Genomic DNA, 13,881 nt, shown 5'->3' on the forward strand with positions numbered 1-13,881 from the left:
CCGGCAAACAATCCTAATCGGCTGAGCACGAGGAACGGCGCTTCAACCGATACGCGCTTTAATCCGGGATCTTATCCCTTGCAAGCTACATAAAAAATACGCTGCGTCTTCTCATCCGGCTGCTCCCAGCCGAAATCCGCAAAACTCGATACGCTCGCAAAACCCGCCTCCAGCAGCTTGCTCTTCACCCATTCCTCCGGGTAAGCGCGCTGGATATGAGACTCCTCGAACCGGCGAAAACGGTCACGGGAGGCTCCGCCGTCGCTCGCGTTCCGTCCCTCTTGACTGTCGGATTCCATCAAGGTCTCGCTGACAAAAAACGTGATCTGATGCTCGACTTCCTGTCTTCGATCGTCCCATTCGCTCGTCCAGAGGTATGCGATCTCTTCCTCATCAAGCAGGAACGGCTGCGACTCGGCGTACGCATGCAGCTGATTAGGCGTATGCATGTCGAAGACGAACAAACCTTTCGGATTGAGCGCATCGAACGTCTGCCGGAACGTACGGATAAGATCTCTCTCTTCCAGCAAATAATTCATGCAATCGCAGAACGATACGACGGCGTCCACACGACTCGGCAGCTGCCAATGGCGCATGTCCTGCTTGAGCCAAACCGGACCTCGACCGGCGTTTCCGAAAACGGCGTCGCTTTTTTGCTGCGCGATCGCGAGCATGTCCTCCGAAATATCGATGCCCGTTACCTGAAAGCCTTGCCCGGCCATCGGGACGGCGATCGTCCCCGTTCCGCAGCCGAGGTCGACGACGGTCGCCGGCCTGCCGAACCTTCTCCAGCAATCGTCCGCGAAACGAAGCCAGTCCGCATATGGCATGTCCGCCATCAAACGATCATAGACGGAGGCAAATTGCCGATAGGCCATCGTTCGTCACGTCCTTTCGCTTTCAAGCAGGATCATTGCTCTCCCCATCCTGCTGCTTCAAATACGTCCAATTTTCCTTCTGCTCGATCAGGCCTTCCTTCATGAGCTTGCCTAGCGCTCTCTTGAAAGCCCCTTTGCTCATATGGAATTTGGACGTAATAATGTCGGAAGGCGTCGCGTCGGAATACGGCATCGACTGGTTCGGACGCTCCCGCAAGTAGTCCATAATGACGTCGGCGTCTGCGCCTTGACTGACATGCTTCGGCTGCCGCATCGAAAGATTGACTCTTCCGTCTTCGCGGATAAATGCGATACGCACCTTGATCTCCTCGCCTACCCGAGGCAAGCCTACCCGTTCCGTTGCGTGGACCATGCCGAGAGCGCCAAAACCGAGCACGCCCCCGTCGACCACGGCGAACGTCCCGACCTGGAGCGATTTGTATACGCGAGCGGAACGCCATTCGTTCTTCCAAGAGGTCGGAGCGTGGAAAACCATGTCCGCCAGTTCCGGCTCGCCGGCCAGCCTGGCGATCAGCCGCCCTTGCTTATCGTGGGTCATCACCGCATAGACGGAATCCCCGACTTGGGGCCGGAGCTCCTTAAGCTCCGGCTGTTCTTTATAGGGCAGCAGCAGTTGCCTGCCGAGTCCCATATCGAGAAAAGCGCCGAAGCGCGGATGAAGGTCCGCCACCTGCAGAAGCGCCGTTTGTCCCAGCTGCAGCAGCGGTTTGCGCATCGTAGCGGCGAGCCTGTCTTCCGTATCGTAATAGAGGAAAACATCCGGCTTGTCGCCGATTTTCACGCTGCCGACGATCTCCGTATAGTGCAGGAGCACGTCCTGGTAACCATCGGTCACAAAATATCCGTATGGCGATACTTCCCTTGCGACCTCTAGCGATACGGTCGTTCCGGCCGTCATCGTCATACGTTCGCAACCACTTTCGCATCGGACCAAAGCCGCTCGAGATTATAGTATTCGCGCTCGTCGCGATGAAAGACGTGAGCGACGACGTCGCCGAGATCGACAAGCACCCAACGCGCCGTGTCCATCCCTTCCAGACCGCGCACGCGCACGCCGTGCTCCTCCGCTTTTTTGCGGATTTCCGTTGCGATGGCCTGAACCTGCGTCTCCGAATTCCCGTGCACAATTACGAAATAGTCGGCAATCAGCGAAATGCCTTGCAGATCCAGCGCGACGGGGTTCATTCCTTTTTTATCCTCGGCTGCGCCGTAAACCATTTTCATCAAACGTTCAGGTGTCATGTTCAAAAACAGCTTCCTCCCTTAATTCCCGCAGCGTAAAGCCGTTCTTTTCGGTTCGTTCTTCCGCTATTCGGGACTTTATTGCTATATCATTTCAAAAGTTCCGCTCCGTTATTTGCCTCTGCATTCGTCAATCAGAGCATTTCGCGCCAGCAGCGTCATCGGGTATACCTTCTGCCCTTTGCCGAGCAGATAGGAGATCGTCGAGTCGAAACCGGCGATCAGCGCCTTTTCCAAGCTTGTTTCCGCCAACTGGCGAAGCAGATTGACTTCGGGAAAATCTCTTCCCGGCTCGATGTAATCCGCCAAGCAGACGATTTTATCAAGCAGCGTCATGCCGACGCGCCCGGAGGTGTGATAACGAATCGCATCCAGTACTTCCGCGTCTTCAATGCCGAACTTATTGCATACAAGAACGGCAGCAGCCGGCGCATGCAAAAGCGCTTTATCGTATTCCAGCAAATCGCCCAGCTCGCCGCACTCTTCAAGCACGCTTCTCTGCTTATCAACCGGCCAATATTTGCAATAGTCGTGAAGCAACGCGGCTAGCTCGGCCTTCTGTACGTCTGCGCCATACTGTCCGGCCAGCAAAACCGCGCTCTTCATCACGCCGACCGTATGCTCCCAGCGTTTCGCCGGCATTTGCGAACGCACTTCTTCCATCATCGCTTCACGATTCATACAGCCCATTCCTCTCTATATACGTCCTCACCGGTTCGGGCACGAGAAAACGGATTGCCCGTCCCGTCCTCATTCGCTCCCGGATTTCCGTCGAGGACAGCTCGATCGGGATCATCGGCACAAGCGTTACCTTGTCCCGAATCGAATCCGGCAGCAGCTCCGGCTGCAAATCGTAACCGGGCCGCTGAAGTCCGATAAATCCGATCTGACGAACAAGTTCCCCGATTTGATGCCATTTCGGCAGGTACATGACCATATCCGCTCCGATAATATACGAAAAAACGATGTCCGGATGCAAGCCGCGTAAAACAGCCATCGTTTCGGACGTATACGAGGTGCCGCCGAGCGTCAGCTCGATATCGATCGCACGAAACATGGGATGCCCTTCGATCGCCTCCCGTACCATATCGAGGCGTTCGGACGGCGATGCCTTCGGCGCATTCGGTTTATGGGGCGGTACGTTCGACGGCATAAACCAAACCTCGTCGAGCCCGGCCCCCGAACGCGCCTCTTCGGCAGCAATCAGATGGCCCAGATGAATCGGATCGAACGTACCGCCCATAATGCCGACCTTTTTCATTCGAATCCCCCTGTCAACGACAGCGTCTCCTTGAGGAGCTTGTCCATCTCGAAGCCGACGCTTCGCGATCGGGTCATTCCCTCCCGACTTACGGCAGCTCGATTTTTTTGTTTTCCTTGGATTCCTTGTAAAGTACGATCGTTTTGCCGATTACTTGTACGAGCTCCGCTCCGGAACGGTCTGCCAGCTCGTCCGCGATTTCGTTCCGATCGTCGTCATTGTTGTTCAGCACGGATATCTTAATGAGCTCCCGCACCTCAAGCGATTCTTCGATGTGCTTGATCAAATGATCGTTCACTCCGCCTTTGCCCACCTGAAAAATCGGAGTCAAATGATGGGCTTGCGAGCGGAGATACCTTTTTTGTTTACCTGTTAGCATGAACATTCCTCTATTCTTCGTGTCGATTATTAAGTCATGGATTGCAAAACGACTTCCCGCATGGCCGCAACGGGAGCAGGCTGTCCGGTCCAGTATTCGAACGCGTAAGCGCCCTGGTAAATGAACATGCCCAACCCGCTATGCGTTACGGCGCCTTTATGCTTAGCTTCCCTCAGCAGCCGCGTTTCCATCGGCGTGTAGATGATATCGCTCACGACAAGCCCCTCATGGAACCAGGAAGTGTCGATCGGCACCTCGTCGACGTTCGGATGCATCCCGACGGGCGTGTTGTTAACGACGATGTCCACTTGATCCTTGATCGCATCGATGTCGCCTAAGCCGATTCCGGCAGATTCCGTATAGGCCGACGTATATGCAGCCAAATCCTTTGCCCGTTCGACGGTCCGATTCGCGAACCATATCGCGGCTGCGCCTTCCTTGGCCAGCGCATAAGCAACGCCTCGAGAAGCGCCGCCCGCCCCGAGCATAAGCACCTTTTTGCCGGAAAGCGTCAGACCGGTTTCTTCCTTCAAGGAACGAATATAGCCGATACCGTCCGTATTATATCCGATCAGCTTGCCTCCGTCATTGACTACGGTGTTGACCGCGCCGATAATCCGGGCCCCCTCGTCGATTTCGTCCATGTAGGACATGACTTCCTCTTTATGCGGAATCGTGACGTTGACGCCGCGAAATTGAAGGGCGCGAATGCCGTTTATCGCGTCTTTCAGCGTGCCCGGCTTAATATGGAAGGCCGCGTAAGCCGCATTGAGTCCCGCTTCGGCAAAAGCGCGGTTCAGCATAAGCGGCGATTTGGAATGGCGAACCGGGTCGCCGAAAACGCCGTATAAGATCGTATGGCTGTCGATATGCATGAATGACTTCCCCCTGTCTGTTCCCCAAAAAGTGAAGCGAAGCTTCGTAGCTTATTCCGGTTACTTTTCGGGGAGCCCCATGAAATCCCAAAAAAGTGAAGCGAAGCTTTGAAGCTTATTCCGATTACTTTTCGGGGAGCCCCATGAAATCCCAAAAAAGTGAAGCGGAGCTTCGTAGCATAACCGTTCCTTCCGAGGCGTACCGGTGCCGTCTTTTATATTAACGATGTCCGAACGGCAATTTTAACGCCTTTCGGCACATGCACCTCTAGATCGGCTCCCGTCTCGCCGTTCACCTTGATCCAGCCAAGCCCCGATATCAAAACATCGGAACGGCTGCCTTTCGGGATGCGGATCGAATGGCGCGAGAGCGGCGGCAGATCGTCCAGCTTTTCAAGCGCCGGGGGCTGCAGTAGCACTCCCTTATGCTCCGCGTACAGCGTATCCGCGTTGTCCAGCTTCGTACGATGAATCTCGATCGCATTCGACATGAAGCAGGTAAACGACTGACGTTCCCCTTTTACGAAATCGAACCGTGCCAGCGAACCGAAAAACAGCGTTTGGCGCTCGTTCAACTGATAAACCATCGGCTTCAGCGGCTTATCCGGCAGCACATAGCGCAAATCCGCTTTATCGACCAGTTCCGTCAGTCTATGCTTGTACACGATTCCCGGCGTATCGACGATCGCTTTGCCGTCATCGAGCGGAATTTTGATCAGGTCGAGGGTCGTTCCCGGGTACGGGGAGGTCGTCAATTCTCCTTCCAAGTCGCTGAAATCGCGGATCAGCCTGTTAATCAGCGTCGACTTACCCACATTCGTTGCGCCGACTACATAAACGTCGCGGCCTTTACGCTGCTCCGCCACCAAGCTCAGCAGCCTGTCGAAGCCGATATTCTTTTTGGCGCTGACGAGCACGATGCCTTCCGTTTTCAGGCCGTTCTCCTTGGCTTGCTTCTGCACCCAGTTGTGGAGCTTATTCCAATTCGTTACTTTCGGAAACAAATCGATCTTGTTCACGACCAGCAGCACCGGGTTATTCCCGATAAACCGCTGCAAGCCGCCGATCAGGCTGCCTTCGAAATCAAACAGGTCGACGATATGAACGACGAGGCTTCGCGTACTTCCGATCGAGCCCAGCATGCGCAAAAAATCGTCCTGGTTGAGGGTCGCGCTAGACATTTCATTATAGTGCTTAATCCGAAAACAGCGCTGGCAGATGACCGGCACTTTCAGCAGCGCCTGCTCCGGAACGAATCCGATCTTGGCAGGGTCGTCCATTTGCAGTTTGACCCCGCACCCTTCGCAAAACAAAGTTTCTTCTTCGAGTAAAGACATAGCTCCTCCTAATTGGGGTTTCCGATTCCATACGAAACGCCGAAAAACCGCGCGTTCACTTTTTCATGAACGAAAGTGCGGCTTTTTCGATCGTACGGTTTATTTTTGTAAAAAACCCTTCGTCCTTAAGCGCGATCGGTTGAACCAAAATCGTAAACAAACCGAGCCGGTTCCCGCCGAGCACATCCGTCAGCATTTGATCTCCGACCACCGCCGTCTGCTGGGGCGTGACGCCCATGATGCCCATCGCTTTATGAAAAGCGACGTTCATCGGCTTTCTGGCGCTATAAATGAACGGTACCGTAAGCGGCTCTGCGAACTTGCTTACCCTCGCCTCGCTGTTATTGGAGACGATGACGACCTGGAAGCCGGACTCGCGCAGCCCGTTCAGCCATTCCACGAGCTTAGGCGTCGCCACCGGTTCTTTGGCCCCTACCAGGGTGTTGTCCAAATCCGTTATCACACCCCGGATTCCCGCTCTCCGCAGCGCGTTCAAATCAATGTCGTATACCGTTTTCGCCTGCATGCGAGGCACTAGCTTATTGATCAAACCGTTTCACCCCGGCATCCGCCACTAATATTAGAAAAACTATACCACATAAATCCTTTTTCTTGCAAAGCAATACGGATTAAGCGGAGATCGTATATGAAATACGCGAATTGGCACAATATAGAATGCCCTATTTGCAATAACATCACAGTAAACGAAAAGCCTCTTTTTTTGTGAAAGCGTTGCGTCAGGCATATCATCTTAAGCTATTCGACCGCATTCCGATAAAACGATACGAGGAGTTGCGTATGGGAAATAATTGGGTTTGGTTTCTGGTTGGATCATTCGCCGGGGCGTTTATCGCCGTCATGCTTGCGGGTATGATCGGCATGCTTTTCGCCAGACCGCTTATTCAGCGTGTGGTAGGCAAATTCGTTAAAAGGCTCATGTCCGACCGTTATTCCGAAAACATTTGGGAAATGGTTACGGCGATGACGCGGATCAATCCGATTGTCGTCGTGGAAAACAGCCTGCGGGCAGCGACCGGCGGCATCATCGAAAGACCGTTCGGCAGTCCCCGAAAATTTCTGAACTTTGACGGGCTACTGTTTTCGGCTGCGCAGCTGGCCGCTCTCCCCACCCATGAAGGCGAAGAGATCGACATGGCGATCACGATCGGGCCGATGGCCAAGAAGCCGCTTAAGCTGGACATTCCGCTAATGTCCGGAGCGATGGGATACGGAATCGGAGTTACCGAAACAGTCAAAAAAGCAATCGCACGGGCAACGGCGGCCGTTGGTACGGCGACGAATTCCGGGGAAGGAGGTTTCCTCCCGGAGGACCGCGCGCTCGCCAAGCACTACATTTGGCAGTACAGTTCCGGCCCATGGTCACGCAAGCCGGAGGTGCTTAAGCAAGCCGACGCCATCGAGATTCATCTGGGTCAAGGCGCTACGGCAGGCACTGCAAGCATTATTCCGTCCGAATTCATACAAGGGCGCGCAAGCCAAATCATGGGCGTTCAGAATGAAGATTACGTTGTCATCCCGGCCAGGCACGAAGAAATTAACCAAGGCGACGATTTGCGTACGCTTGTCGAGCAATTGCGTAAAATTACCGGAGGGGTGCCGATCGGCGTCAAGCTATGCGCAAGCGGGCATTTTGAGGATGATCTGGAAATCGTCATTCAGGCTGGAGTCGATTTCATCAGCATAGACGGCGGACAAGCCGGGACGAAGGGCGGAGCCCCTATTCTGGAAGACGATTTCGGTCTGCCTACCATCTTCGCCTTGTCCCGGGCGATCCGCTATTTAAAGGAACGCGGCGTCAGAGATCGAATTTCGATCCTGTCCGGGGGCGGTTATTCGACGCCGGGACAATGCCTCAAGGCGCTGGCGCTTGGAGCGGACGCCGTCTATATGGGGACCGCCCTGCTCTGGGCGATGACCCACGATCAGGTGACCAAAACGATTCCTTGGGAGCCGCCGACGGAGCTTGCATTCTATCCCGGCAAAAGTACCGATCAGCTCAATGAGGACGATGCAGCGGCGTACTTGGAAAATTTCTTCGTTTCGATGACGGAGGAGATGAAGCTCGCTATCCGTGCGCTGGGCAAAAACAAGCTGTCCCAAGTTAACCCATGCGATCTTGTCGCATTGGATGAATGGACAAGCAAAGTGACGCAGGTCCCTCTTGCTTCCGAACCGTACACACCTGGGAAAAACGGCAGTCCGGACGCGGAAATCGGTTCCCGCAACCCTCCTCAATCGGAGGCGGCAAAAGCCGGTTCCGGTCAGAGTGTCAGCAACAATCTGATGTACGGCAGCGGCAAGGCGGCCCGTGACAAAGAAAGCGGCTCGCACGGCGGCGGCGGACAAGGCTCCGGCGGGGCGCAGAGCGATGGCGGCGGACAAGGCTCGGGCGGCTCGCAAGGCGGCAGCAATGGCCAAGGCTCGAGCGGCTCTCAGAACGACGGCGGCGGACAAGGCTCGAGCGGTACGCAGAGCGGCAGCGGCGGCCAGGGCTTGAGCGGCTCGCACGGCGGCAGCGACGGCCAAGGCTCGCGCGGCTCGCAGGGCGACGGCGACAGCCAAGGCTCGGGCGGAGCGCAGAGCGACGGCGGCGGACAAGGCTCGGGCGGCTCGCAGAGCGGCGGCGGCGGACAAGGCTCGAGCGGAGTGCAGAGCGGCAGCGACGGCCAAGGCTCGCGCGGCTCGCAGGGCGACGGCGGTGGCCAAGGCTCGGGCGGCTCGCAGAGCGGCGGCGACAGCCAACGCTCGGGCGGCTCGCAGAGCGGCGGCGACAGCCAACGCTCGGGCGGCTCGCAGAGCGGCGGCGACAGCCAACGCTCGGGCGGCTCGCAGAGCGGCGGCGACAGCCAACGCTCGGGCGGCTCGCAGAGCGGCGGCGACGGCCATGGTTCGGGCGGCTCGCAGAGCGGCGGCGACAGCCAACGCTCGGGCGGCTCGCAGAGCGGCGGCGACAGCCAACGCTCGGGCGGCTCGCAGAGCGGCGGTGGCAGCCAAGGCTCGAGCGGCTCGCACGGCGGCGGCGACAGCCAAGGCTCGGGCGGCTCGCTGGGCGGCGGCGGCGGCCAGGGCTCGGGCGGCTCGCACGGCGGCGGCGACGGCCAGGGCTCGGGCGGCTCGCAGGGCGGCAGCGGCGGACAAGGCTCGGGCGGCTCGCAGAGCGGCGGCGATGGCCAAGGCTCGGGCGGCTCGCAGAGCGGCGGCGACAGCCAAGGCTCGGGCGGCTCGCAGGGCGGCGGCCAGGGCTCGGGCGGCTCGCAGGGCGGCGGCGACAGCCAACGCTCGGGCGGCTCGCACGGCGGCAGCGACATCCAACGCTCGGGCGGCTCGCACGGCGGCGGCGACGGCCATGGTTCGGGCGGCTCGCACGGCGGCGGCGACGGCCATGGTTCGGGCGGGGCGCAGAGCGGTGGCGGCGGACAAGGCTCGGGCGGCTCGCACGGCGGCGGCGACAGCCAAGGCTCGGGCGGCTCGCAGAGCGGCGGCGGCGACAGCCAACGCTCGGGCGGCTCGCAGAGCGGCGGCGGCTGCCAAGGCTCGGGCGGCTCGCACGGCGGCAGCGACGGCCAGGACTCTCGAGGATCGCAGAGCGACGTTGGCGACTACAAAGACGCCAGCAATGAGCGTGGCGACGACAACAGGCAGGGTTCTGACTCCCGTCATGAGCAGCACAAAAGGCGTAAGCGTGTTTTGCGGAAGCCCATCAAGCTGCATGAACTATACGAACCGGAGGAAAAATAGTGAACTTGGGTTCATTATTTATGAACCTACGTTCACTATTTACAACGACCTCGCGTAAAAACATCCCAATAGTGAAGTAAACGTCGCTATTTGGCGCTAAAGTTCACTATTACTGAACTTTCATTCACTATCTCAGCAAAAAGCCTCCAATGGCTGTAAATAGTGAACTTTGATTCACTAATAATGAACTTTCCTTCACTATCTCCAGAAGAAGTGAGGCAGGATACCACATTGAAGCCTGCCTACTCCCTTTTACATGCAAGAGTCAAAATGGCTATCAGGACAAGCTGAAACAAAGTCAATCTAGAAACTCCAGATAGCTATGCGGTTCTTGGTTAGGTTCTTGGTTAGGTTCTTGGTTAGGTTCTTGGTTAGGTTCTTGGTTAGGTTCTTGGTTAGGTTCTTGGTTAGGTTCTTGGTTAGGTTCTTGGTTAGGTTCTTGGTTAGGTTCTTGGTTAGGTTCTTGGTTAGGTTCTTGGTTAGGTTCTTGGTTAGGTTCTTGGTTAGGTTCTTGGTTAGGTTCTTGGTTAGGTTCTTGGTTAGGAAAGCACCGAAAAGCCGTCATCCCCGTTGTATAAACAGGGACGACGGCTTTTCATGTCGGCTCGAGAAGCTGAGCCGCCTACATTTCTTTACGCAGCTTATGCGTGATGGACGACGCCTTTAACCATTCCTCCGGCGTTATCGGGTTATTGCTGTACTTGGCTTTCTCGAAAATGGCCAGCAGCGTTTCGAGATCCTTCGCCAGCCAGGCGTCCTTGCGAATCCAGCGGCCCATCGTTTCACGGGCGGTCTCATGCTCGTAAGCGGCGTAGCCTTTGCGCCTGGAACGGCGCAGCAGCTTCCCGTATGCGACGATCACCTGCTGGTTTAAGGTTGCCGGTTCGCGTTTGCGGCTAAGCTTCTCCAGCCAGCTGATCCGTCTAAGCTGCTTCGCAAGCGGTCTGCGATAACGCCAGACAAGCACGGCCAGCGCGGCGGCAAGAAGCACGGATCCGGTAATTACGGCTATCGGCTTGCCCCAGTTCCGGGGCTCCGCTTCCACAGGAGCCGCAGTCGTTTCCGACGGCTCCGTGATCGGCTCGACGACTGGCTCGTCGGCCGGTTTGAGGTTGGGCAGCGCAAATCCGCTTGTCGGTTCGAACGGAATCCATCCCCAGCCCGTAAAATACACTTCCACCCAGGAATGCGCATGCGAGTTGCGGACCGTGAACACGGCGGGTCCGTTGACGTCGATGAGGCCTTCCGGCAAGGTTCCCCGGGAAAGGAGCTCCTCCTGATTCGTCTCGCCGGGCGCATAGCCTTTGACCCAACGGGTCGGAAGGCCGACAGATCGCGCCAGCACAGCCATCGCAGTCGAATAATAGTCGCAGTACCCTTCCTTGAGCTCGAACAGGAAGCGGTCCACGAAATCCCTGCTTCTGCCGGTCGTCGGAGGTTTGTTGTTGTATTTGTAATTCGTCTGCAAATACTGTTCGATTTTTTTGGCTTTGTCGTACGGGTTGGCTGCGCTCTGCGTAATGTCCAGCGCCAATTGACGCACGCGGGGAGGCAGCGTAGTCGGAAGCTGCAAGTAGTCGGCCAACGCCTGACGGTCAGGCTGCTCGAGCGGAGCCGTCCGTAAACCCGTTTCGTCGATGAACGGAACTTGGGAAACGAGCGTGTACGTCTTCGGATACTGGATCCGGTTCGTCCTCGTCGCTTCCGGCCACTTCAGCGAAGCCTGCCCGGCCGACCATTGCAGCCGCTCGATTCCCGTCGCCGCATTATTGATGCTTTCCACCTTCGAAATGGCAAACGCCCCGAACAGAACCGGAAATTGTTCTTCCTTCTCGATCGTTACCGTTTGGCGAACCTCGACCATTTTCGTCTTGACGTTCTGCATCAGCGGGTCGGTCGCCAGCGCGCTTCCTGCCGTAATGCCGGTCTGGCCGGGCTGCTTCTCGGACTCGGCCGCCTCCCAGCCGGTCCCGTTATAGAACGACCGGGTTTCGCCGCGCCAATAGCTGCGATTCGAGGAGTCGATCGTCATGACGACCGAATAGTCGAATTCGAACCCGCCTCCCAAGCTCTCGTCGTTACGGCTGTATCCCGAAGTCGCGTTTCCGGTGGAACCGATCGAGGATGCCGTAACCTTACCTTTGCCGGATACGGGAATGGCTTCGCCCTTCCAGTTTTTGTACATCGTATACGGGTCGGTCAAAAGATTGCCCGTCTCCGGTGCAATCGCCCCGAATCCCATCGTTAGGACGAGCAAAAGAAAAATGGTAACCGCAAAGGTGGCAGGGTAGTCGGCAATATGAGACCAGCCGGTCGGACTTTTGCTTTTGAGCTGAACCAGATGGCGAACAACCAGCAAACAGAGTCCGCTGCAAATGATCAGCGCCAGCTCATCCCATAAGATGATCAGACTGAACGAATCCCGTATGCCCAAAGCCAGTACGCTGAACAGCATGACGATATAGATGCGGCTCTTCTTGCGCACATACCACATCGTAAACAAGTAAACAAGCCAGGCGCCCAAGCTGAACCAGATGAACGGATGCAGCTGACCCGCATTATCCGCAAACAATTGGCCGAACTTCTTGAAGGACCGGATGCTGCCTGCGACAGGCTCGTACCCGGCAGTAAAGCCGGTCGCGACCACGACGACGGCAAGCTGCGCGATGAACCGGATCCAGCGGTTGATCCCATAGAACAGCTCGACGGCAAAAACAAGAACGAGCGTCGCCGTCACCAGCCTAGCCGTTTCGGGCAGCCATACGCCGTCCTCTTCGACGATCCATGAAACGTACTGCAGAAGCAGGAAGCCGGCAAAAAGCTTCGTCAGCCTCTCCTGCCAGTCTCCCGCCACGATTTTCCATAGCCAGGATTGCTTCCGCATCAGCTCCGCCCCCCCAGCGCATTCGAAAGGTCTTGCAAAGACGGAATCGCATAGCCGAGATAGCCGACGGCGTTCAACTGCTTCGTCCAATTATCGCGGCCCTCCGCCATATCGCCGCAAATCCACATATGGCAAGCATTCAGCTGCCGCTGATCCAGCCAGCCGAACGTCTGCACGATCTCCTCGCCCTTGGACGGAGATACGATTACCATGAACGTCCCCGGGACGAAATGCCGCGACCGGTCGGCCAGCACGCGCTGAAGGCCGTAACTGCTGTCCGCTTCGACATCGGTCAAATGATTCAATATGCTTTTGAGATGGCCGGTCCCGTTCCGCGGCTCTATGTAGGTCGAGTCCGTACCGACGGACAGCAGACCCAGCGCCAGGTCCCGCTTCATACCGTATTCGAACAGCGAAGCCGCCACCGAAACCGCGCGTTCGAACTGCTCGGCTGAGGCGTAATGCTTCGTCCTGCGGTCGAGCACGATCATCGTTTTGGGCAGTGATTCGCGCTCGAATTCCTTTGATTTCCATGTGCCGGTTTTGGCCGTCGCGTTCCAGTGGATGCGCGATAGCTTATCTCCGTAAATATATTCGCGCACGCCGTTTATTTGCGTGGTTTCCCTAACGGCCCGCGTCGTTTGCGAATGATGGTGCATGCCCCTCAGCATGAGGTGCAGCTGCTTCCATTCCTTGATCGGCACGCGCTGCGGCAGCACGCTGAAGCTGGTCGGGAGACTCATCTCCCCCTTATGCTCGAAGATGCCGAAAATATCCTCCGTCGAGCATTCCGTCGCTTCAAAATGGTAAAAACCTCGGCGCAGCGGCGGCGTCACGTATTCCACCCATCCTCTGCGGTGCCAATCCAGCACGAGCGACGTATCGAACGACTGCTCGCGCCCGCCTTTGCGCTTCAGCTTGTCTTTGATCATCACGTACGGCACGGGCCAAAAGCCGGGCACATGTACGTTAAGCTTGACCGTAAGCGACTTGCCCGCTTCGATCTCCTGCTCGCCGCCGCCGGCTGAGAGCGCCCGCGTGCCTTGCGCTTTTGCGACGCCGCTCCATCGGCCGAGAACCAAATACACACTGATGACGCACACTACGGCAAACAGCATGGAAGCCAGCTTCCCGCCCTGAAACAGCAGAAACAGCAAGCTGCCGCCAAAGCAGCCGACCAGCACCCAGAAACGCTGCGACAGCCCGCTCGCTTTACGATCCATCCAACCGGTGAATTCGCTCATC

The 13,881-nt window shown here is 57.0% G+C and carries 11 protein-coding genes and 1 pseudogene; 1 reads left to right on the forward strand and 11 read right to left on the reverse strand.

Annotated elements, in window-relative coordinates; all coding sequences use genetic code 11:
• Window positions 1–71 precede the first annotated feature (71 nt).
• The 9 genes from ACKGJP_RS24460 to ACKGJP_RS24500 form a co-directional block, all read right to left on the reverse strand.
• Window positions 72–878: a class I SAM-dependent DNA methyltransferase gene (locus tag ACKGJP_RS24460; RefSeq protein WP_409341404.1), complete on the reverse strand. Its 807-nt coding sequence runs from the start codon at window positions 876–878 to the stop codon at window positions 72–74.
• A gap of 22 nt (window positions 879–900) precedes the next feature.
• Window positions 901–1,803: a S1 RNA-binding domain-containing protein gene (locus ACKGJP_RS24465; protein ID WP_409341405.1), complete on the reverse strand. Its 903-nt coding sequence runs from the start codon at window positions 1,801–1,803 to the stop codon at window positions 901–903.
• Window positions 1,800–2,141, reverse strand: a complete 342-nt coding sequence (gene rsfS / locus ACKGJP_RS24470; protein ID WP_409347247.1) for a ribosome silencing factor — start codon at window positions 2,139–2,141, stop codon at window positions 1,800–1,802. The genes ACKGJP_RS24465 and rsfS overlap by 4 nt, the downstream gene beginning before the upstream one ends.
• Before the next feature lie 111 nt (window positions 2,142–2,252).
• Complete coding sequence (gene yqeK, locus ACKGJP_RS24475) at window positions 2,253–2,822, reverse strand: bis(5'-nucleosyl)-tetraphosphatase (symmetrical) YqeK (RefSeq protein ID WP_409341406.1); 570 nt, start codon at window positions 2,820–2,822, stop codon at window positions 2,253–2,255.
• Complete coding sequence (locus ACKGJP_RS24480) at window positions 2,812–3,402, reverse strand: nicotinate-nucleotide adenylyltransferase (RefSeq protein WP_409341407.1); 591 nt, start codon at window positions 3,400–3,402, stop codon at window positions 2,812–2,814. Before ACKGJP_RS24480 ends, yqeK begins: the two co-directional genes overlap by 11 nt.
• A gap of 88 nt (window positions 3,403–3,490) precedes the next feature.
• The gene (yhbY, locus tag ACKGJP_RS24485; RefSeq protein ID WP_409341408.1) at window positions 3,491–3,781 is read right to left on the reverse strand and encodes a ribosome assembly RNA-binding protein YhbY; all 291 of its coding nucleotides are present in this window, start codon (window positions 3,779–3,781) and stop codon (window positions 3,491–3,493) included.
• A 29-nt stretch (window positions 3,782–3,810) separates the two neighbouring features.
• The gene (gene aroE, locus ACKGJP_RS24490) at window positions 3,811–4,656 is read right to left on the reverse strand and encodes a shikimate dehydrogenase (RefSeq protein ID WP_409341409.1); all 846 of its coding nucleotides are present in this window, start codon (window positions 4,654–4,656) and stop codon (window positions 3,811–3,813) included.
• A gap of 215 nt (window positions 4,657–4,871) precedes the next feature.
• Window positions 4,872–5,993: a ribosome biogenesis GTPase YqeH gene (gene yqeH / locus ACKGJP_RS24495; RefSeq protein ID WP_409341410.1), complete on the reverse strand. Its 1,122-nt coding sequence runs from the start codon at window positions 5,991–5,993 to the stop codon at window positions 4,872–4,874.
• Window positions 5,994–6,048: 55 nt separating this feature from the next.
• On the reverse strand, window positions 6,049–6,543 hold the full coding sequence (locus tag ACKGJP_RS24500; protein WP_409341411.1) for a YqeG family HAD IIIA-type phosphatase: 495 nt from the start codon (window positions 6,541–6,543) through the stop codon (window positions 6,049–6,051).
• A gap of 248 nt (window positions 6,544–6,791) precedes the next feature.
• Here ACKGJP_RS24500 and ACKGJP_RS24505 point away from each other — a divergent pair.
• Window positions 6,792–8,180: pseudogene (locus tag ACKGJP_RS24505) on the forward strand (FMN-binding glutamate synthase family protein); the annotation flags it as partial.
• Between the two features lie 2,194 nt (window positions 8,181–10,374).
• Here the strand turns inward: ACKGJP_RS24505 and ACKGJP_RS24510 are convergent.
• Entirely contained in the window at window positions 10,375–12,636 is a 2,262-nt protein-coding gene (locus ACKGJP_RS24510; RefSeq protein WP_409341412.1) for a DUF4129 domain-containing transglutaminase family protein, read from the reverse strand.
• Window positions 12,636–13,880 (reverse strand): DUF58 domain-containing protein, encoded by a 1,245-nt coding sequence (locus tag ACKGJP_RS24515; protein ID WP_409341413.1) that lies wholly within the window; start codon window positions 13,878–13,880, stop codon window positions 12,636–12,638. Before ACKGJP_RS24515 ends, ACKGJP_RS24510 begins: the two co-directional genes overlap by 1 nt.
• Window position 13,881 lies beyond the last annotated feature (1 nt).

It is taken from the genome of Paenibacillus litoralis, assembly GCF_046244365.1.
In the GTDB taxonomy this organism is placed as follows: Bacteria; Bacillota; Bacilli; order Paenibacillales; family NBRC-103111; genus Paenibacillus_V.